The sequence below is a fragment of the Deefgea sp. CFH1-16 genome, from assembly GCF_016881365.1.
Lineage (GTDB): Bacteria > Pseudomonadota > Gammaproteobacteria > Burkholderiales > Chitinibacteraceae > Deefgea.
Map to the genome: position 1 here is coordinate 1,248,085 of NZ_WLYT01000001.1, position 19,808 is coordinate 1,267,892.

Below are 19,808 nucleotides of genomic sequence, written 5' to 3' on the forward strand. Positions count from 1 at the left end.
AAACCATCAGACAGGCTGACGGCGATACCAATAACGATATTGTTCGGTAAATCCTAGCTTGGCATATAAAGCCATCGCGGGATCGTTAGCGACCACAACTTGCAACACAGCCGAAGTCGCACCATTATTTTTTCCCCAAGCCAATAGCGGCTTAATCAGACGAAGGGCATAGCCTTGGCGGCGTTGCTGGCTGTCACTTACGATGTCATACAGCACTAGGGTATGTTGTTGAATAATCGCGAAGCCACAAGCAATAGCTTCTTCACCCTGATACAACGCAGCAAACTGCGTCGGGCATACATAACTCGCCAACATCTGCCGAGCTGCCGCACGATGCGCGACGGCGACTTGATTGAGTTCGGCAAATTGCGCAAACCATGCATCGCTGACCTGCGCGCTCATCCGCACAGCGCTATCGCGCTCTACTGAAAAATTGAGCAAGCTACGCTTCTGCACTGAACTCAGATCAATCTGGCTATAGCCACGCGCCGCTAATACTTCATCCAAAACTTGCGATGCTGCGGTTAGCTTGAAAATAGCGGGTATATTTTGCTCGGCATAACGCTGCTCGCAATAGGCTATTTTTTCCTCATCGGGCAACGTGCTAGCCACCAACGGCGTCACTGAATTGGCGCGCTTGGTATATAGCCGCCAGCAAAGCGCAGCACCCAGCCATCGAACAACTCCGTTGCGAGTGCTGGCCATGCGCTGGTGGTGAGCGCTTCCAGATGAGTCATTTGCTGCATTACAGTGCAGGCGCCTTGGTATGCCAGTCGGTCACTTGCTGGTATTGATGCGCCATGCCGAGCATGCGGCTTTCACCGGCGTAGTTGCCGATGATTTGCATGCCAACTGGGCGACCATTGCTGCCAAAGCCAACGGGTACGCTCATGGCAGGCAAGCCCGCCAAGTTCACGCCCAGCGTGTAAATGTCTTCGAGGTACATCGCCACTGGATCGGCAGTTTTTTCGCCTAAGTTCCACGCGGTGCTTGGCGAAACTGGGCTAAACAACACGTCGCATTCTTTAAACGCGGCTTGGAAATCGTTGGCGATCATGCGGCGGATTTTTTGCGCTTGTAGGTAATAAGCGTCGTAATAACCGTGGCTCAAAACATATGCACCGGTCAGAATACGGCGCTTCACTTCATCGCCAAAACCCTCGGCGCGAGTTTTTTCGTACATATCGTTGAGGCCATTGTAATCCGCAGCGCGGTGGCCATATCGTACGCCGTCAAAACGACTTAAGTTGGTCGATGCTTCGGCTGGAGCGATGACGTAATACGCAGGAATCGCCATTTTGGTATTCGGCAAACTCACGTCAACAATGATGGCGCCCAGTTTTTTGAATTCAGCCACTGCGGCGTCAATTGCCGCACGCACGTCGTCCGCCAAACCATCCGCAAAGTATTCGCGTGGCAGGCCGATTTTCAGCCCAGCCAAAGATTGATTTAAATCGCGGGTGTAGTCCTCGCTCGCTTGTTGCAAGCTGGTGGAATCACGCTCGTCAAAGCCAGCCATCACATTGAGCAAAATCGCGCAATCTTCAGCGGTTTGCGCCATTGCGCCGCCTTGATCGAGCGAGCTGGCGTAAGCGATCATGCCAAAACGACTGACCGTACCGTAGGTCGGTTTAATCCCCGTGATGCCGCAAAATGCCGCAGGCTGTCTGATCGACCCCCCGGTATCGGTGCCCGTGGCCATTGGCACTAAACGTGCTGCCACTGCCGCTGCCGAACCGCCTGACGAGCCGCCAGGTACGGCAGTTAAATCCCAAGGATTTTTAACTGCGCCATAAAAGCTGTTTTCATTGGATGAGCCCATCGCAAACTCGTCCATATTGGTGCGACCGAGCGTCACCAAACCAGCGGCATCGCAGCGCTCAACCACATTGCTTGAATACGGCGCAATAAAATTGTCGAGCATTTTGCTGCCACACGATGTTTTCCAACCTTCAGCGCAGAAAATATCTTTGTGCGCAAAAGGAACACCGAGCAACGGTCGAGTATCACCCGCAGCCCGCGCAGCATCTGCCGCGGCGGCTTGGGCCAGCGATTTTTCACGGTCAACGGTAATAAAGGCATTGAGGTGCTGATGCGCCGCGATGCGATCTAAATACTGCGTTGCCAACGCGACAGCGGTGGTTTCACCACGAGCGAGTTGGTCAATAATTTGTTTGATGGTTAGCATATTTGTGCGTAGGGCATAGGGCATAGGGCGTCAAAGCAGCAGGTTTTACTCCCCACTCCCAACTCCCTACTCCCCGACCCTAATTCCTTATTCAATGACTTTCGGAACCAGATAAAGGCCGTTTTCAACCGCAGGGGCAATCGCCTGAAACGCTTCGCGGCGATTGGTCGCTGTCGCCACATCGTCACGCAAGCGCAGTAACATGTCTTGTGGGTGTGGCATTGGCTCAACACCAGTGGTGTCGATACTGCGCATTTCTTCAATCAAACTAAATAGTTGATTGAGTTGTTTATGGCTCTCAATCACTTCATTTTCGGTCACAGCAATCCGTGCCAGACGCGCAATGCGCTGTACATCGTCTATCGATAGCGACATATTTATTTCCCTGTAGATACGTCCTAAATAGCGGCGCAGTCATGTTGATCAACACAACATACTTTTAATCGTAACGTGGCGCAATTTACCGCGTTTTTTTCATCCTAAAACCACGGCATATCTTTGCCGACCAAGTACAGCGTACTTTAATCGGAACGTGGTCGTATTTACCGCGTTAAAGCTACTTAAACAACAACGCAATAGGGTATCATATCGGGTTTGTTTCTCCCACCTACGGCAAAGGCTCGCGGTAGCATTTACAGTGGACGCGAAATTAAAAATAAATGCGAAGCTTGATTCCTTGCAATACAGCATAATACGAGCATTCGCCCAATTTACAGTGGGCTGAACTGAAGTTTGGCTTGCCATCACACAACATCATTGCGGGATTATTAATGTTTGGACTTCTTTCTGGCTACTTTGCCAACGACATCGCTATCGACTTGGGTACAGCTAACACCTTGATTTATATGCAAGGTAAAGGAATTGTATTGGACGAACCGTCGGTCGTCGCCATCCAACAAGAAGGCGGCCCTTCAGGCAAGAAAACCATTTTATCGGTCGGTACAGAAGCCAAAAAAATGCTCGGCCGCACTCCAGGCAATATCAATGCCGTGCGCCCAATGAAAGACGGCGTGATTGCCGACTTTCACCATCACCGAACAAATGCTGAAACAGTTCATTAAAAAAGTGAACCCAAGCCGTATGTTTTCATCGCCACCGCGCATCGTGATTTGCGTGCCTTGCGGCTCAACGCAAGTTGAACGCCGTGCGATTCGTGAATCGGCACTCGGTGCTGGCGCGCGCAAGGTTGAATTGATCGAAGAACCAATGGCGGCAGCGATTGGCGCAGGCCTACCGGTTGAAGAAGCGACCGGCTCAATGGTGGTAGATATCGGTGGCGGCACCACCGAAGTCGGCGTGATTTCGCTCGGCGGTATTGTTTACGCTTCTAGCGTGCGTGTGGGTGGCGATAAATTTGATGAATCGATCATCAACTATATCCGTCGTAACTACGGCATGTTGATCGGTGAAACCACCGCTGAAGAAATCAAAAAAACGCATCGGCTCGGCCTTCCCAGGTGCCGAAGTGCGCGAGATGGAAGTGAAAGGCCGCAATTTAGCCGAAGGTATTCCACGCTCATTCACGATTTCTAGCAATGAGATTCTCGAAGCCTTGACTGACCCACTCAATCAAATCGTTTCGGCAGTCAAACAAGCGCTGGAACAAACCCCTCCAGAACTTGGTGCTGATATTGCCGAAAAAGGCATGGTACTGACTGGTGGTGGTGCATTATTGCGCGATTTGGATCGCTTATTGATGGAAGAAACTGGTCTACCAGTGATTGTGGCCGAAGATCCACTCACTTGCGTCGTACGCGGTTCAGGTAAAGCACTTGAAAAGCTCGATAAAGGCGGCATTGGCATTTTTGCTAATGACTGATTAGATTGCCGGTAAGGTAAGCAAATAGGGCTTGGCGTATGCCAAGCCTTTGCTAGTTTGGGCCGCTGCCACCTTACCGCCATCCTCACACCTTCACTACTTCGCAGATCCAATGCAAGCTAATCAACCTGCCTTTTTTAAACAAGGCCCGAAACCGCTAACGCGTGTTTTGATTTTTTCTGCACTCTCGCTTGCGCTGATTTTCGGCGATGCCAACTACCAATGGTTGGGGCTCGCCCGCGATAAGCTGTCTTTGGCACTTTACCCCCTGCAATGGCTGGCCACCACGCCCATCAATGCGGTGATTGAAGGTGGGGATTTTCTCCAACAACAAGCCCAATTGGTCAGCGAAAACAAAGCGCTCAATAACGACAAGCTCGCTGCCAAAGGCATGGCCATGCGTTTGCAGGCTTTAGAAATTGAAAACGCGAATTTACGCTCGCTGAGCATTGCCAGTGAAAACACGCCACGCCGCTCGCAACTGACCAAAATTCTCTACAATAGCCGCGATCCTTTTGCGGCGAAATTAGTCCTTGATAAAGGCCAGCAAGATCAAATTAATGCCGGGCAAATCGTGCTCGACGCCAGCGGTGTGGTTGGGCAAATTGTTCGCGTGCAACCGCTCACCAGTGAAGTGCGGCTGTTATCAGATCGCAATCACATGGTGCCAGTGATCGTGGCGCGCAATCAATTGCGTACCGTGGTGTATGGCACCGGCCGCCATGCGCCACTCGAAGTACGCAATATGGCGCAAAATGTTGACGTTCAAGTGGGCGACCAACTGCTCACCTCCGGCATTGATAGTATTTATCCTGCAGGCTTACCCGTAGCGCGAGTAACTCGAGTTGAGCGCACCACTGGCAACGCCTTTGCCCGCATTTATAGCGAGCCTTTAGCCAAAATTGATCAGCATCGTTATTTTTTAATTTTGGATGCGCCCGCTGCGCCGCCACCTTATCCAACAGAAGCCTCAGCACCGAAGGCCAAGACTAAATAATGTGTATTTTTTATCCTTTTTGCGCACTGACTGCGCGTGTGGCCGGAGATTGAGCCATGCCAATTAGCCGCCAATTACTTCGTCCTGCCGGTATGGGCTTTATTTTTTGCTCATTTGTACTGGCTATTTTGATTAATTTATTACCATGGCAAGCCACGGCAATGAATTTTTCCCCTGATTTTGTCGCGCTATTGATTATTTATTGGGCACTCAATCAGCCGCGCCGTGTCGGTGTGGCTTGCGCCTTCTTTTTGGGGGTGCTGATGGATGTCGCCAATGGCAATATTTTAGGGCAACACGCGCTAGCCTATTCCATCATTGCTTATTTGGCCTTGGTGCGGCAGCGGCAATTGGCGATCTTCCCTTTTTGGCAACAAGCACTGATTGCTTGTGCGCTACTGCTATTGTCGCAAGCCATTATGGTGTGCATTCGCAGCATCATGGGCGAGCCTTTTGTGGGCTGGGGCTATTTTACTGGCAGTTTATTTGCTGCCATTTTATGGCCACCTTTTTCAAATTTGATGCTGATGTATCAACGTAAAGACGCGCCCGACGAATTATGAGTTTGCATGATTGCGCTTGTTTTCAATCGGTGCAGCCTATCTGTGTTTTTTTCGCTATTTCGCCAATAATCGGTCGTGGTTGTTTGGCATGCCGCAATGGTGTTTGCCATGAGTAAGAATGTTGTTATCAATCCTAAAGGCGAGCCCGTTTTGCATTTCAAATCCGCCTGATTGTTGCTGTGCTATTTATTTTGCTGATGTTTGGCGTGTTGTTTGCGCGCTTTTTTTGGTTGCAAGTGGTTGAGCACGACCGTTATCTGACATTAGCCGAACAAAATCGCATTTCTTTAGTGCCCATTCCGCCATCGCGCGGCATTATTCGCGACCGTAACGGGGTGATTCTGGCGCACAATTTTTCGGCGTATACGCTAGAAATCACGCCATCCAAAGTCGCCAATTTAGATGAAACCATTGCCAGCTTAAAAGGCATTGTCGACATTACACCACGCGATCGCCGTCGCTTTAAAAAGCTACAAGACGAAACCAAAGACTTTGAAACGCTGCCGATTCGTACCCGCTTAAGCGACGAAGAAGTCGCGCGTTTTGCTGCGCAAAGTTATCTGTTTCCTGGCGTAGAGCTAAAAGCACGGTTATTTCGCCAATATCCCTTGGGTGAAGTGGGCAGTCATTTGATCGGCTATATCGGCCGAATTAATGATCGAGACATTAAAGACCTCAAAGACGACGAAGTGTATGCCAACTATCGCGGCACCGATTACATCGGCAAGCTGGGGATTGAAAGCAGCTATGAAAAACAATTGCACGGCCAAACCGGCTTTGAACAAGTTGAAATCGATTCCGGTGGCCGTGCGGTGCGTACCCTTAAGCGTACCGCGCCACAATCGGGCAAAGACTTAACGCTATCGGTTGATATCAAGCTGCAAGAAATGATCGAAAAACAATTTGGTGAACGCCGTGGCTCATTGGTGGCGATCGATCCGCAAACTGGCGGTATTTTGGCTCTGGTGTCTAAACCCGGCTTTGACCCAAATTTATTTGTCGATGGCATTGATCCGGTGAGCTGGAATGAGCTCAATACCTCGATCGACAAGCCATTACTTAATCGCGCAATTCGCGGCGAATACCCGCCCGGATCAACCTATAAGCCATTTATGGCCATGGCGGCGCTCGAACAAAACTTGCCCTTGGTGCATCAAACGATTTCTGACCCCGGCTATTTTATTTATGGCGGACATCGGTTTAATGACTCCAAAAAAGGTGGTTATGGCTCAATGAGCTTTGATCGCTCGATTGCATTATCCAGCGATACTTATTTCTACCAATTAGCCGTGCAAATGGGCATCGACAATATCGCCAAATTTATGGGGACCTTAGATTTTGGCCGCCCAACGGGCGTGGATTTACCCGGTGAGCGTCCGGGGATTTTGCCGAGCCCCGAGTGGAAAAAGTCCCGCTTTAAAAATCCAGCACAACAAAAATGGTATTCAGGCGAAACGGTCTCCATCGGGATTGGCCAAGGTTATAACGCCTTTACACCCATGCAAATGGCGCATGCCACCGCTACACTGGCCAATCGTGGTTTAGCATTTCGTCCACACGTTGTCGCCACCTTAACCGATCCTCGCAGTGCTGCCAAAACCTTGGTTGAGCCTAAACCCCTCAAAGCCATGGACTGGAAACCGGCCAATATTGAGCGCGTCATCCGTGGTATGGAAGGCGTGATGACCATTGGTACTGGGGCCAATGTGTTTCGCGGCGCGCAATATGTGTCGGCCGGTAAAACCGGTACGGCGCAGGTGTATAGCTTAAAAGGTGCCAAATATAACGCGCATTCCGTCAAAGAGCGCTTACGTGATCACTCTTGGTTTATTGCTTTTGCACCGTCAGACAAACCAACGATTGCACTGGCGGTAATTGTTGAGAATGGCGGATTTGGTGCGCAAGCCGCAGCGCCGATTGCACGTAAAGTGCTCGATTATTACCTCACGGGCAAAATGCCTGAAGATCCACCGAGCAAAACGGCATCGGCCGTACCCGCCATCGTCGAGGAAGTAACCGGTGATTAGCTATATCTGGGATCGTATTAAGCGCCCAATTGATCCTGCGCTATTTATTTTGATTTTACTGGTGTTCGCCGTTTCGGCGGGGGTGCTGTATTCCGCATCCAATCGCGATTTAGAGCGTGTGACCGATAAAGTGGTTTTTATGGGCATCTCGCTCGGTATCTTGTGGTTTGTCGCCAATATTCAGCAAAGAACCTTAATGCAACTGGCGTTACCCGCCTATGTCGGTGGCGTGATTTTGCTGATTTTGGTGGAGTTTTTTGGCATTACCAGCCATGGCGCAACCCGCTGGCTCAATATTGGCATTACTCGGATTCAGCCCTCCGAAATCATGCGGATTGCCTTGCCACTGATGGTGGCTTGGTATTTCAATCATTTCCAAGCCAGCCTCGGTAAACGCCACTTTATTGCTGGCGCCTTAATTATTATCGTTCCGGTCCTGCTAATTATGAAGCAGCCCGACTTAGGTACCAGTTTGCTGGTCGCATCATCGGGCTTTTATATCTTATTTTTTGCCGGTTTACCTTGGGTAGTATTGGCCGTGATGAGTGCAGCGATTGCTGTTATCGCCTACACCGTTACCCATTGGGACTTATGCATTAATATTTTGCACGAATATCAATGCCGCCGAATCGCCACCATGCTTAACCCAATGGAAGATCCACTTGGCGCGGGCTACCACATTATTCAAGGCACGATTGCCATTGGCTCGGGTGGGCTATTTGGTAAAGGCTGGCTGGCTGGCACGCAAACCCATCTGGATTTTATCCCTGAGCGCACCACTGACTTTATTTTCGCAGTGTATGGCGAAGAATTTGGTTTGCTAGGCAATGGTTTATTATTAGTACTGTATTTGGCGGTAATTTTCCGTGGCTTAATGATTGCCAATAGTGCTTCAACCTTGTTTGGTCGCCTATTAGCGGGCGCAATTTCGATGAATTTCTTTACTTATGCGCTGGTCAATATGGGTATGGTCACGGGCCTATTGCCGGTAGTTGGCGTGCCTTTACCGCTGATTTCCTATGGTGGTACGTCAATGGTTTCGATTTTGGCCGGTTTCGGTATTTTAATGAGCATCCAGCGTGATCGCCCACTGATGAAGGCTTGATATGAAACTCACCCACTCGGCCACACTGGTATGCGCTAGTTTATTACTGGCCGCTTGTAGCAGCACACCAGACAAGCCCACGCCACGCCCCGTAGTACCAGCACCGACTCAGCCGTCATCCATGACTGGCACACCATCACCCTATAACTGCAGCTATAAGGCCAGCTCAGGTAACGGTGCTTTTTATAAAGACGATGGCCCAATGGCCGATTTTCCGGCCAATTTGGATCAAGTGCTCGAACCGATCCCACGCTGGGAAACACCACATAAATGGGCCAATCGCCCGTATACCGTACTCGGACTGTCGTTTACGCCGCATAGCCAAATTGATGGCTACAAAGAGCAAGGTATTGCCAGCTGGTATGGGCGTAAATTTCATGGGCAAAAAACCAGTATTGGCGAAACCTACGATATGTTTCAAATGACCGCCGCGCATCCTACGCTATCGATCCCCAGCTATGCCCGCGTGACCAATGTTAAAAATGGCCGTAGCGTGATTGTTCGGGTGAATGATCGCGGGCCATTTCATAAAGGCCGAGTGATGGATTTGTCTTTTTTGGCCGCTTGCCGTTTGGGCTACGCCAATAATGGCAGCGCTGAAGTCATCGTCGAAAGCCTGATGCCAAGCGACGCGCCGAGCGACATCATTGCCAACGCCAAAGTGGCGGTTCACAGCACGCCGGCACCGGTGAGTAATCAACCACGGCCAATCCCCGTCGCCGAAAGCAATGGCAAAGTGTATGTGCAACTAGGTGCGTTTTCGACGCAAAGCAATGCCGAAAACTTTAAAGCGCATGTCGCCAGAGAGCTCGATCAAGACAGCAAATAAACTCAGCATCCAAAGCAGCAGCAACCTTTACCGCGTTCGACTCGGCCCTTTTGCCAGCCGCAGCGAAGCAATGAATACCATCAGCCGAGTGACTGGAGAGAAAAACATTCAAGCGGTGATTAGCCAATAAGCGATCGAAGAGGATGGATCTGCAACCAGGTCTTAGTTGCAGATCAGTAGAATACCAAATTATAGATGCATATCGTTGCAGGCCTTTATTATCAATATCTGCAGCAACATACTACTTAAGTCCGGGCAATGTTCAGATTTGGTGTTGATGCTGTGCCGCGCTCGTCGGTCTGGGGCTTAAAAACCCGTCTAAGCGCACCGAGTGAGGAAGGGAGACAAACATGTTTCATCGTTTGGCTCACGACAATCGAGGGCATCGGGGACCGATGCGCGCTCGGGGCGCCTTTCTTTCCCCCTCTTTCTTTGGCGAGTCAAAGAAAGAGGGCTCCGCCACTGACTGCGACTGTAAACAGCCGTGCCGCAGGCACTTAAAACCATCAACACGTAATCTGAACATTACCTAAGGCCAGGATGGTTTTTTTGCGGCTGATCGAGCCAATATCCTTGTACTTGATCCACACCAAATTCAAGCAACATATTAAAAATCGTTTCGCTTTCGACAAATTCAGCAATCGTCGTTTTGCCCATATCATGCGCAATGCTGACCATGCCACGAACAAAAATCTGGCTGTCTCTATCATTGGGCAAATCGCGAATAAACAAGCCATCAATTTTTAACACGTCGGCTTTGAGCTGCTTCAAATACGCAAAGGACGCAAAGCCCACGCCAAAGTCATCCAAACACACCACACAACCGGTTGAACGCAGCGCGTCGATAAAGCGCTGGGCATCGGATAAATCCGATACTGCTGAGGTTTCGGTTAATTCAACCAATAAGCGTTTTGGATTCACCGCGTATTGCGTGAGCAAGCTGGCGATATACAGCGGTAATTCGGGCTCATCAAATGATCGACCTGACACATTGACCGCAATCGACGGGCAATCGGGATATTGCGCCAACAGTCGAATCACTTCTTTAATCACCCAGCGATCCAAATCGATGATTTTGCCAGTTTTTTCTGCATGGCCAATAAAATTGCCCGGCATAATACAACCGCCCTCGACACCGGGATCTTTCATGCGAACCAAAAGCTTCTAAATGCGCCAATTGCCGATTGTGGGTGTAATAAATACCTTGGTAATGCAGTTCAAAACCATCGTTTTCTAAGGCATCAACAATGCGCTCTTTCCACGATAAACGGTTTAACTCATTGCGCGAATGATCAGCGTCTGGGCGATAAATTCGCCAAGTATTTTTACCTGCAGCCTTAGCTTGATACATTGCCGTATCGGCGTGGGCGACCAATTGATCCGCAGAATTAGCGTGTAATGGATAAATCGCTACACCAACCGACGCCGAAGGGCGCATCAAATGACTGCCAGCGGCAAATTGAATCTGCATCACCGTTTGCACAATCCGATCGGCCAATTTACTCACTTCAAATTCATCACAAGTCGGCAACAGCACTGCAAACTCATCGCCGCCCAGCCGGGCAAACACTTCATGTCGGCGCACTTGCAGATTGATTTCACGGGCGATGCTTTTCAGTAATTCATCGCCAACGGTATGCCCAAAACTATCGTTAACCAGCTTAAATTCGTCCAGATCAAAAAACACCAAGGCCATTTGATGATCGCGCCGGTTCGCTTCGCTCACCATGCGTTCTAATTCTTGCTGAAAGCGATGGCGGTTAAACAAGCCGGTTAATGCATCACGCTCAGCTAAGTTCACCATCCGTTCAGCGATTAAACGCTGCTGCGTGACGTCTTCATATACCCACATTCGGCCATTGGTGACGCCTTGTGGGTCGGTTACGCGGTAACAATTTTGTACGATCACTCGGCGATCATTGAGTGTGACCTCACCAAAATCAACCCGATCTTCCAGCGCGGTGTGCTCTTCTAAATAACAAGACAGCACATCACTGAGTGCCGGTCGATTATCAGCCAATTGCAAAACCTGCCCAATCGGGCGGCCAATCATGGCTTGTGATGACGACAAACCCCATATTTCACAAAAGGCGGGATAAAAAAACACAATCCGATGGTCATTATCAACAAACAACACCCCAAAGCGCATTGCGGCCAACAACGCCAGCATACGCGCACGCTCTGATTTCGGCATGCTGTAAATAGCTTTTACCCAAGGACTGAATCTGACGTAATTCAATCACCGATTTACGCAGCGCCAAACGCTCATCTTTGATTTCAGTATTGTCACGCAGACTGATTCTGAGGCCTAAATAGCTTTGTTCGGCATTGAACATCGGCTGCCAACTCGCCGACACCCAAAATAAGCTGCCATCGCGGCGCATGGCGCGAAATTCGTAATCTTGCTCAGTGGATTTATTATTAACGGCTTGTAAAAAGGTGTCTTCAACGCGCAAGCGCTCTTCTGGCGTGGCAATGGTTAATGGAAAATCCGGTAGCAATAAGCATTCACTCACTGAATAACCCGTAATTCTTACCACCATGGCATTGACCCAAACCAATTGCCCTGCCGGATTGATCCACAGCTCGGCGCTATTGCTGGCATCCGCGATGGTTTGGTATTGCGCTTCGCTGTCTTTTTAACGCCGTCACATGCGCCTTAATCGCGCGGGCCATAGCATTAAAGCGCTGCGATATTTTAGCGATTTCATCAGAGCCATCGGCGACCAAGACCGGCTCAAAATAACCGGTCGCCGCGGTTTCAGTGGCTTGAATCAGGCGATATAAATGCCGTGAAATCCACCACGCGGCCAACAGCATTAAACCCATGATGGCCATAAAACCCAGCATCGCAATCAGGCCGTTTTGCCAAATTAAATACTGAAAACTGCGATAGGCACTGATATTGCTCAACCCAAAACTCAGTTCGCCCAATTGCACCCCATTGACAATCAAGGGCGTGCGAACATGCTCTAATGTTGGATGCTGCCACAATGCATACGAATTATGGTTGCTGCGAGTGGGTAATTGTTTAGAAATATCCCAGCCACGCGCGGCAATCATTTGTTGCTGCCCATCGAGCAACACCAAATAATCAATTTCGTCCGCCAGCTGTAGATGATTGAGAATATCGGCCGCTTTAACTCGATCGCCTTCGATCATCGAGGGTAAGAACACCGCATTTAATAAAGCTAGAGAGTGCCTGTATATGCGCAGCCTCTTGCTCCTGCGACATCTCAGACCAGATACGGTGGGTATTAAACAGTAATGCGAGCAATAATAGCGCCTGCACCGCAATACAGGCCAAAATAAACCGCGAACGCAAAGAAAGGGAAGATAAAGACATACTAAAGCTTACTATCCCTAAAAAAGCAATATAAGAAAAACCGCATATTAGCGAACGAAACGCGACACAATCAATCTGCCGCGTTGCTGACTAGCGTAGCAATACTTTAATAAACACCTTTGATCGCCGCTGGTAGTTGTACAACTCTTTTTTCTCCATTGGCAAATCATCCACCGAAGCTTGCTTAAAGCCACGCTCGACAAACCAATGGCTGGTTCGCGTGGTTAAAGCAAATAGCTTTTCGATGCCCAAACCACGGGCTTGTTGCTCAACGTGGCGCAGTAAATCAGCACCACGATCTTCATCACGATAATCCGGATGAATCACCAGACAAGCCAACTCGGCCATTTTGCTATTCGGGAATGGGTGAATGGCCACGATACCAATGGTTTTACCATCATGCTCGAGTACCGAGTAGCGATGCACTTCGCGCTCAAGTAATTCACGGCCGCGCTTCACCAGCACGCCTTGATCTTCGAGTGGCTCGATCAGCGCCAGCATTCGACCAATATCGTCAATCGTTGCTTGGCGCAAGGTTTCCAGTGGCTCACGCGAAATCATTGTGCCAATCCCATCGTGGGTAAACAATTCCATCAACAAGCTACCGTCGACATTATTGCTAATCAAATGCGCCCGCTGTACGCCATTACGCACCGAACGAATCGCACACGGTAGATACAAAGACACATCGTCGTTGGCATCCGGGTGTTCGGCCAAAAACTGCTCGGCGGCCAAAGCGGTCAATTCAGTTTGCAACTCACCGGCGTCATTAATCACCCCATCTTGACCAAATAAAAACAGCAATTTGTCGGCTTTTAAAGCAATCGCCGTCGAGGTTGCCACGTCCTCTAAGGTCAGATTAAAAATCTCGCCAGTTGGCGAATAACCGATGGTTGAAATCAGCACCAATTCGCCATCATCCATACGGTAATTAATCGCCGTGGTATCGACTTTACGCACTTCACCGGTGTATTGCAGATCCACGCCATCGCGCACGCCCATCGGCTGCGCGGTAATAAAATTACCCGCCGAAACGCGAATATCGGCGTTGGCCATCGGCGAATTAGGCAGCCCCATCGAGAGCCAAGATTCGATTTCTACGCGCACATGGCCAGCCGCTTGAATCACGCATTCTAGTGATGGCTGATCGGTCACCCGAATACCGTTTAAATAACGCCCTTCCAAACCGCGCTCGGCAATTCGCGCCTCAATTTGCGGACGCGCACCATGCACCACAATTAAGCGCACCCCAAGGCTGGTTAGCAAATTAATGTCATGCGTTAGCGTGGCAAACTTGCCATCACGAACCACTTCACCGCCTAAGGCAATCACAAACGTGCGACCACGAAAAGCGTGGATATACGGTGCAGCTTGACGGAACCATTGAACAAAATCTTGCATCAACTCAACCTCTTAAAATCAGGGAGTGGAGCGTTGGGAATAGGGAGTAAAGTCAAAAACACATGACTCACCCGCCCTTACTCCCTACTCCCCTACTCCCCTACTCCCCGCTTTAATAAGCACCACGTCCACTGACCACGGTTTTAATCGTTTTGCAGACAATCGCAATGTCGTACCACAAATTCCAATTTTTTACATACCACGCATCGAGCGCCACGCGCTCGGCGTAAGTGGTGTCGTTGCGGCCAGAAACCTGCCACAAGCCGGTTAAACCCGGACGTGCTTCGAGATAAAAGTCGACTTTATCGCCATAGCGCTCAAGTTCGGCGTCGATAATTGGCCGCGGACCAACCAACGACATCTCGCCACAAATCACATTCCACAATTGCGGAATTTCATCGAGGCTGGTTTTGCGTAAAAAAGCGCCAATTTTAGTGATTCGCGGGTCATTCTTAAGCTTGAAATCGGTATCCCATTCGGCGCGCGCTTGCGGATCAGTCGCTAATAAATGGTCCAATACTTCTTGCGAATTGTGCACCATAGTGCGGAATTTCCAGCACTTAAATGGCACGCCATTCATCCCCACACGGACATGACCAAAGAAAATTGCCCCCGGCCCGCCTTCGCATTTAATCCGCCACATCACATACAGCAATAAAGGGCTGAGCAATAAGATGCCACACACCGCGCCAAACAAATCAAAAGCGCGTTTTAACATAATCAGTGGCTTAACCAACAGATTATTACGCACACGCAGCAGCAAGACTTCATGACTGAAAAAATGATGCGGCACCACGCCAAATAAAGGCAAACCGGCAATCGGCGGAATAATATGCAGGTCTTTATACCGCAGCGACAGTTGCTCGATTTGCGTTTCTAACTGGCGCAATTCATCTTCATTCACCGCAATCACCACGTGCGGGCGACCATTGCTACTGAGCCAAGCCAACAGTGCTTCGCGCTCTAAACGCACCACCGGCAAACGCTCGCCATTAATCTGTAATTCATCTGGCGCGTCTTGATCGACTGACAAAAATGCCTGCACTTCAAAGCCCAGCTGGCGCTCGCTATACATCGCCCGATACGCCTCAACCGCATTGGCACCGGCGCCAATAATCACCGTGGGCAATTGCCAGATCCGTTTTTTTAATAAGCAATCGCGCATTAAGCTACGAAAATACGGCAGCAACACCAGCGCTACGCCCCAAGATACCGGCCACAAAAAACGCGACACGGTAAATTTACCCAGCAACACCAACATGCCATTGAGTAAGGCCGCCAACAATAAGGCGCGCAAAATTTCGAGCAATTCATCCCAAAACGGCAGACGCAAGCTGTAATGCCCACGCCACCAAAAACTGGCAATGGTCATCAAGGCCAAGCCTAAAAATGCCAAGCCTTGCTGCTGCCCTTCCCAAGCCCACCACAGACCAAAACTGGCCGAAATGCGGTCATAGCGAAAAATCCACAACAGCAGCATCGCCACGCCAAATGACAGCGCCAAGGCCATAAAATCAGCCAGCGCCAACCAAGGTTTGGCGCGCTCAGCTTGTAAGTGTTTTTCTTGAATCATTGCGTCTCTTTGGGCGTCTTATCTGCCGTTGGCGCAATGCCATACGCGGCATATAAGCTCGCCATCATCGGTGTTAAAGAATAAAACTCCAGCGCAAAAGCCTGCGCTTGTTGCCCCAATTGGCGGCGTAATGCCGGATCGGCACTCAAAGCCTGTAAATGCGCGACAAACTCATCTGGCGTATGCGCCAAATAACCGTTTTCGCCATTTTTAACTAAATCACGATTGCCAACGACATCGGTCGCCACCACCGGCAAACCGGCCGCCATCGCTTCAATCACCGCCACTGGCAAACCTTCCCAACGACTGGTTTGAATATAAATATCCAGCGTTGCCAACTGCGCCAAAGCAGCAGCACGATCACACCAGCCCGACACGGCAACGCCTGCTGCGCGCAGTGCCGCTTCGCCGCTGGCTTCGCCACCGCCCACCCAGACAAACTCCAGCGCGTCGCTGGCCATTTTGCTCGCCACTTCGGCAAAAAACTCCGGATTACGCGCCCAAACAAACCCGGCCTACCGTACCAATGCGTAGCCGGCGGGGAGTGGGGACTGGGGACTGGGGAGTGAGCGCATTCGCTGGCGGTATTTTGCTTAAATCGACTGCGTTATTTACCACCACCACATTGCCAGATAAGTGCCGGCGAATTTCTTCACCCTCAGACTTTGAACAGGCAATAAAGGTCACCGGCACTCCGGCAAGTATTTTTTCAATCGTTAAGAAGATCCCGTTTTTCAAACGGCCTTCCGCGCGCTGCAAAAAAGACAAGCCATGCGGCGAAAAAAACCAACGCGGCCCATCAGAGCGCAAAGCCCAAGCCAAACTCACCAAGCGCCCTAGCGCCCCAGCCTTACTGGAATGCAAAGCACCACATCGGGCGCAATCGAAGCAATCCATTTGAATAAAGCGCGGCCAGTACGAAAATCGTTTAAAGGATGAATCGCTCGCTGCATCGGCAAATGAATACAATTGACCGCTGGCACAAATAAATCCCGCCATCCTGCTGGCGTTTCCTCGCGCACCGAATGAATCACCGTCACTTGATGCCCGTCTTGCGACTGAGCGTTGGCGATGGCCGACACCATAGACAAAGTCCCAGCGCCAAACGATTCCACCACATGCACAATGGCACTCATGCTTTTTCCCCCGCGCAATTTGGCTTTGATTTTAAACGCCAACGCATACGGCATGGCCAACAAAGCCAGCGTGCGGGCTATGCCTGCCATCGCCGCAGCACTACCGTCGAAGTATTTGCGCTGTAATTTCAACCGAGATTTAAGCTGCGTGTTGCGCTTACCCAGCGAAATACCATTTGGGTCGAGTTCATATTTGATCAACACATCGGGTAAATTAGCCACTTGGTGCTGCCGCGCCAACGCCCAAAACAGCGCGTAATCTTCCGCCGCCGGAAAGTCCAAAGGATACATCCCTAGCGTATCGACCGCTGATAATTTGTAGATCACGCTTGGGTGAATATACGCCGAGTTTTTTTTTCATAAACTGGAGAATCTCAGCGTGCTCAGTGGGATGGCGCAATACAAATTGTTCCACGCCATTTTGATCGACAAAGCTCGCCGCGCCACCGAGCAAGACCACCTCGGGGTGTGCGGCAAGAAACGCCATTTGCAGAGCGATACGGGTCGATACGTTCTCATCGCCGCAATCGAGCCGTGCAATCCATGTGTAGTCACGCGATGTCGCCCATTGCAAACCGGCGTTCAGCGCCCCTTCGATACCTTTATTTTGCGCCAAATTGAGTACGCGTAAACGTGCCGCAACCGTGGTAGGCGGCATTCGCTGCCGCCATCTCAATCGGCGCGCGCGTGCTGCCATCATCCACCACCAACACATCACACGGCTCATCCGCGCCAATACTGGCCAATGATTTCAGTAAGCCATCAGGATTGTTGTAATGGGGTATCAGTAATAAAACCGAATGCTTTAATTCCACGTGCCAACTCCAAGCAGTCGTTTAATTTTTCGGGTCAATGACAACGGTAGTGCCAACGATGCTGCCGCTTTGGCGATATTGAGCATCGACTGTGGCCGCCAATCAAAGTAGCGGGCGAGGATTTTGATTCGCATCGCTTGCTGTTGGCGGCGGCGGCTCATCGAAATACCGCTGTCGTTGTATTCAGAGCGCGTCAGCACTTCGGGTAAATTGGCGGTTTGGTAGCGAGCAACAAAGGCCCAGAAATACGCAAAATCTTCCGCCGCTTGGCAATCCATGGGATAGAGGCCAATTTCATTTACGCCGGTGGTGCGAAACATCACGCTCGGATGGGTAAAGGCATTGTCTTTATGCATCTGCCGCACAATTTGCGCGTGCGTTTGCGGTTGATGCAGCGTAAAGCGATCACCGCTGGCATCAAAAAATGTCACCGCGCTGCCGAGTAAATACACTTCGGGGTATTGGTCTAAAAAGGCCACCTGACGCGCGATACGATCCGATACACACAGGTCGTCGCAATCGAGCCGCGCAACAAATTCATAACCCGCCGCCAAAATCGCTTCTAGCCCAGTATTGAGTGCGTATTCAATGCCGCAATTGTGCGGTAAATAATAAAACTTCAGCTCACCTTTAGCGCGCCACGCGGCGCGGCATAAGGCTTCGTCAATGGTCGCACGCGTGCTGCCATCGTCAACAATCACCGCGTCAACGCACTCATCCGCGCCGACCGACGCCAAAGACGCCGCTAAACCTTGCGGATTATTAAAATGGGGGATCAAGAGTGCGGCGCGGTTCATGGCAGGCTTTAGGCTGTGAATGCGCTATTTTAACGGTTTTCCCCCGCAAAATCGCGCATTCTGGCGTAACAAGATGTCGCAAATGCCAACCCATTCTGCATGAACGGTCAGCAAAGCCGCTTAAACGTCGTGATACTCGCTAAGCAGCGCCTGCCAGCGATCGATTAACACCGCCTGCGAATAGCATTTTGCGCGTTGCTTCAGCCATTCACTTAACTCGGCGGCATGCGTTTGCTGTGCAATGATTAAATCGGCCAGTGCTGCGCCGCTGGCTTCACTCACGACAAATTCATCGCGCCGTTCGGCAAACAGCTCATACACCCCACCGGCATTGGTGCTTGCCAGCAGCACGCCCATCGGCATGGATTCCAACACCACCAAGGGGCAGCCTTCAAAGCCCGACGTGAGCAATAACACATCGGCATTCGCTAGATAATCGCTGACATTGTCTTGCCGTCCAACCAAGGTGATTTGCCCGCTCAAACGCCGCTCGGCAGCAACGGCAAGTAGCCAAGTCTCTAGCGGGCCATCGCCAACAACGGTCAAATGTGCTGCCACGTTTTTGGCATTAAGCGCCACCAGCGTATCCAGCCACAGGTGCGGCTGCTTTTCGGTCGCGATCCGGCCAATAAACACCAAGCGCAAAGGCGCAGGGTCAGCGCGTGGCACGGCGTTGGGCATTGCTTGCGCGGCATCGACAAAATTGGGTAAAACTTGCCACGTGGTTTTGGCGGCACAGCCGAGCCAGCGCGCCATTGAATCTTTGGCGTGCTGAGAAACAAACAGCAATTCATCCAGCTGCCGATACACAAATTGGCATGCAGTGCGATGCACTGGATTCATTTTGGCAAACTGATCAAGCTCAAAAAACGGCCCATGCACCCATGCCATCACCCGTTTTTATTTAAACCCAGTGTTGCCGCGTACGTCATATACAGCGGCAGTAAAAACGTCCCGGCAATCACCACATCGTGCTCGCGAGCCACGCGGCGCGCAGCGCGCCAACCGGCCAGCCAGGTCCATGGTTTGAGTGGCTGCCACACACTGGATAAATCAACGACTTGCACTTGGCTAATGCGTGAAGCCCATAAATTGCGATTGCCACCCAGCAGCACCAGCGTCACCGCGAAACCACGTGCGGCTAAAGCTTCACCGACTAACACCGCGCAGCGCTCGACGCCACACCAAACCCAAATCACGTAAAAAAATGGC

24 protein-coding genes and 2 pseudogenes are annotated in these 19,808 nt (G+C 50.6%); 7 read left to right on the forward strand and 19 right to left on the reverse strand.

Annotated elements, in window-relative coordinates; translation table 11 throughout:
- Positions 1-6: 6 nt before the first annotated feature.
- The 4 genes from GKO28_RS06805 to gatC form a co-directional block, all read right to left on the reverse strand.
- On the reverse strand, positions 7-612 hold the full coding sequence (locus GKO28_RS06805; RefSeq protein WP_307839084.1) for a GNAT family N-acetyltransferase: 606 nt from the start codon (positions 610-612) through the stop codon (positions 7-9).
- 8 nt (positions 613-620) lie between these two features.
- Entirely contained in the window at positions 621-746 is a 126-nt protein-coding gene (locus tag GKO28_RS21265) for a hypothetical protein (protein WP_282099248.1), read from the reverse strand.
- Positions 746-2,188, reverse strand: coding sequence for an Asp-tRNA(Asn)/Glu-tRNA(Gln) amidotransferase subunit GatA (gatA, locus tag GKO28_RS06810; protein WP_182075758.1), 1,443 nt, complete (start codon positions 2,186-2,188; stop codon positions 746-748). The genes GKO28_RS21265 and gatA overlap by 1 nt, the downstream gene beginning before the upstream one ends.
- Before the next feature lie 87 nt (positions 2,189-2,275).
- A complete protein-coding gene (gene gatC, locus GKO28_RS06815) occupies positions 2,276-2,563 on the reverse strand; it encodes an Asp-tRNA(Asn)/Glu-tRNA(Gln) amidotransferase subunit GatC (protein ID WP_182075759.1) in 288 nt (95 codons plus the stop codon).
- Positions 2,564-2,958: 395 nt separating this feature from the next.
- On the opposite strand from gatC, the pseudogene GKO28_RS06820 reads away from it, so the two are divergent.
- From GKO28_RS06820 to GKO28_RS22705, 7 genes and pseudogenes are all read left to right on the forward strand, one after another.
- Positions 2,959-4,007: pseudogene (locus GKO28_RS06820) on the forward strand (rod shape-determining protein).
- Between the two features lie 112 nt (positions 4,008-4,119).
- On the forward strand, positions 4,120-5,004 hold the full coding sequence (gene mreC / locus GKO28_RS06825; RefSeq protein WP_182075760.1) for a rod shape-determining protein MreC: 885 nt from the start codon (positions 4,120-4,122) through the stop codon (positions 5,002-5,004).
- A gap of 56 nt (positions 5,005-5,060) precedes the next feature.
- Positions 5,061-5,567 carry a rod shape-determining protein MreD gene (gene mreD / locus GKO28_RS06830; protein ID WP_182075761.1) on the forward strand — a complete coding sequence of 169 codons (507 nt, stop codon included), beginning with the start codon at positions 5,061-5,063 and terminating at the stop codon, positions 5,565-5,567.
- 167 nt (positions 5,568-5,734) lie between these two features.
- Positions 5,735-7,594 (forward strand): penicillin-binding protein 2, encoded by a 1,860-nt coding sequence (gene mrdA / locus GKO28_RS06835; RefSeq protein ID WP_282099397.1) that lies wholly within the window; start codon positions 5,735-5,737, stop codon positions 7,592-7,594.
- On the forward strand, positions 7,587-8,699 hold the full coding sequence (gene rodA, locus GKO28_RS06840; RefSeq protein WP_307838960.1) for a rod shape-determining protein RodA: 1,113 nt from the start codon (positions 7,587-7,589) through the stop codon (positions 8,697-8,699). The genes mrdA and rodA overlap by 8 nt, the downstream gene beginning before the upstream one ends.
- 1 nt (position 8,700) lies before the next feature.
- Positions 8,701-9,528 (forward strand): septal ring lytic transglycosylase RlpA family protein, encoded by an 828-nt coding sequence (locus GKO28_RS21270; protein WP_182075762.1) that lies wholly within the window; start codon positions 8,701-8,703, stop codon positions 9,526-9,528.
- Complete coding sequence (locus tag GKO28_RS22705) at positions 9,494-9,658, forward strand: SPOR domain-containing protein (protein WP_182075763.1); 165 nt, start codon at positions 9,494-9,496, stop codon at positions 9,656-9,658. Before GKO28_RS21270 ends, GKO28_RS22705 begins: the two co-directional genes overlap by 35 nt.
- A gap of 395 nt (positions 9,659-10,053) precedes the next feature.
- Here the strand turns inward: GKO28_RS22705 and GKO28_RS06855 are convergent, their stop codons facing one another.
- The 15 genes and pseudogenes from GKO28_RS06855 to GKO28_RS06925 all read right to left on the reverse strand — a co-directional run bounded on the left by GKO28_RS06855 (position 10,054) and on the right by GKO28_RS06925 (position 19,795).
- Positions 10,054-10,644, reverse strand: a complete 591-nt coding sequence (locus GKO28_RS06855) for an EAL domain-containing protein (protein WP_182075764.1) — start codon at positions 10,642-10,644, stop codon at positions 10,054-10,056.
- Positions 10,574-11,722: a sensor domain-containing diguanylate cyclase gene (locus tag GKO28_RS06860; protein ID WP_203563981.1), complete on the reverse strand. Its 1,149-nt coding sequence runs from the start codon at positions 11,720-11,722 to the stop codon at positions 10,574-10,576. Before GKO28_RS06860 ends, GKO28_RS06855 begins: the two co-directional genes overlap by 71 nt.
- Positions 11,652-12,140: a PAS domain-containing protein gene (locus GKO28_RS06865; protein WP_182077415.1), complete on the reverse strand. Its 489-nt coding sequence runs from the start codon at positions 12,138-12,140 to the stop codon at positions 11,652-11,654. The genes GKO28_RS06860 and GKO28_RS06865 overlap by 71 nt, the downstream gene beginning before the upstream one ends.
- Entirely contained in the window at positions 12,121-12,690 is a 570-nt protein-coding gene (locus tag GKO28_RS06870) for a HAMP domain-containing protein (protein WP_182075766.1), read from the reverse strand. Before GKO28_RS06870 ends, GKO28_RS06865 begins: the two co-directional genes overlap by 20 nt.
- Positions 12,668-12,874 (reverse strand): hypothetical protein, encoded by a 207-nt coding sequence (locus GKO28_RS06875; protein ID WP_182075767.1) that lies wholly within the window; start codon positions 12,872-12,874, stop codon positions 12,668-12,670. Before GKO28_RS06875 ends, GKO28_RS06870 begins: the two co-directional genes overlap by 23 nt.
- 90 nt (positions 12,875-12,964) lie before the next feature.
- Complete coding sequence (gene argA, locus GKO28_RS06880; RefSeq protein WP_182075768.1) at positions 12,965-14,275, reverse strand: amino-acid N-acetyltransferase; 1,311 nt, start codon at positions 14,273-14,275, stop codon at positions 12,965-12,967.
- 112 nt (positions 14,276-14,387) lie between these two features.
- A complete protein-coding gene (gene wbaP / locus GKO28_RS06885) occupies positions 14,388-15,848 on the reverse strand; it encodes an undecaprenyl-phosphate galactose phosphotransferase WbaP (RefSeq protein ID WP_182075769.1) in 1,461 nt (486 codons plus the stop codon).
- Positions 15,845-16,330, reverse strand: a pseudogene (locus GKO28_RS06890) (glycosyltransferase family 4 protein); the annotation flags it as partial. The gene wbaP and the pseudogene GKO28_RS06890, both read right to left, overlap by 4 nt.
- 10 nt (positions 16,331-16,340) lie before the next feature.
- Positions 16,341-16,712: a hypothetical protein gene (locus GKO28_RS06895; RefSeq protein WP_182075771.1), complete on the reverse strand. Its 372-nt coding sequence runs from the start codon at positions 16,710-16,712 to the stop codon at positions 16,341-16,343.
- Positions 16,685-17,266 (reverse strand): hypothetical protein, encoded by a 582-nt coding sequence (locus tag GKO28_RS06900; protein WP_182075772.1) that lies wholly within the window; start codon positions 17,264-17,266, stop codon positions 16,685-16,687. Before GKO28_RS06900 ends, GKO28_RS06895 begins: the two co-directional genes overlap by 28 nt.
- Positions 17,199-17,642 (reverse strand): glycosyltransferase, encoded by a 444-nt coding sequence (locus tag GKO28_RS06905; protein ID WP_182075773.1) that lies wholly within the window; start codon positions 17,640-17,642, stop codon positions 17,199-17,201. The genes GKO28_RS06900 and GKO28_RS06905 overlap by 68 nt, the downstream gene beginning before the upstream one ends.
- On the reverse strand, positions 17,587-17,799 hold the full coding sequence (locus GKO28_RS06910; protein ID WP_182075774.1) for a glycosyltransferase family A protein: 213 nt from the start codon (positions 17,797-17,799) through the stop codon (positions 17,587-17,589). The genes GKO28_RS06905 and GKO28_RS06910 overlap by 56 nt, the downstream gene beginning before the upstream one ends.
- Positions 17,790-18,596, reverse strand: coding sequence for a glycosyltransferase (locus tag GKO28_RS06915; RefSeq protein ID WP_182075775.1), 807 nt, complete (start codon positions 18,594-18,596; stop codon positions 17,790-17,792). Before GKO28_RS06915 ends, GKO28_RS06910 begins: the two co-directional genes overlap by 10 nt.
- Positions 18,597-18,716: 120 nt before the next feature.
- Entirely contained in the window at positions 18,717-19,487 is a 771-nt protein-coding gene (locus GKO28_RS06920; RefSeq protein ID WP_182075776.1) for a glycosyltransferase, read from the reverse strand.
- Entirely contained in the window at positions 19,487-19,795 is a 309-nt protein-coding gene (locus GKO28_RS06925) for a glycosyltransferase family 4 protein (protein ID WP_182075777.1), read from the reverse strand. The genes GKO28_RS06920 and GKO28_RS06925 overlap by 1 nt, the downstream gene beginning before the upstream one ends.
- Positions 19,796-19,808: the final 13 nt, after the last annotated feature.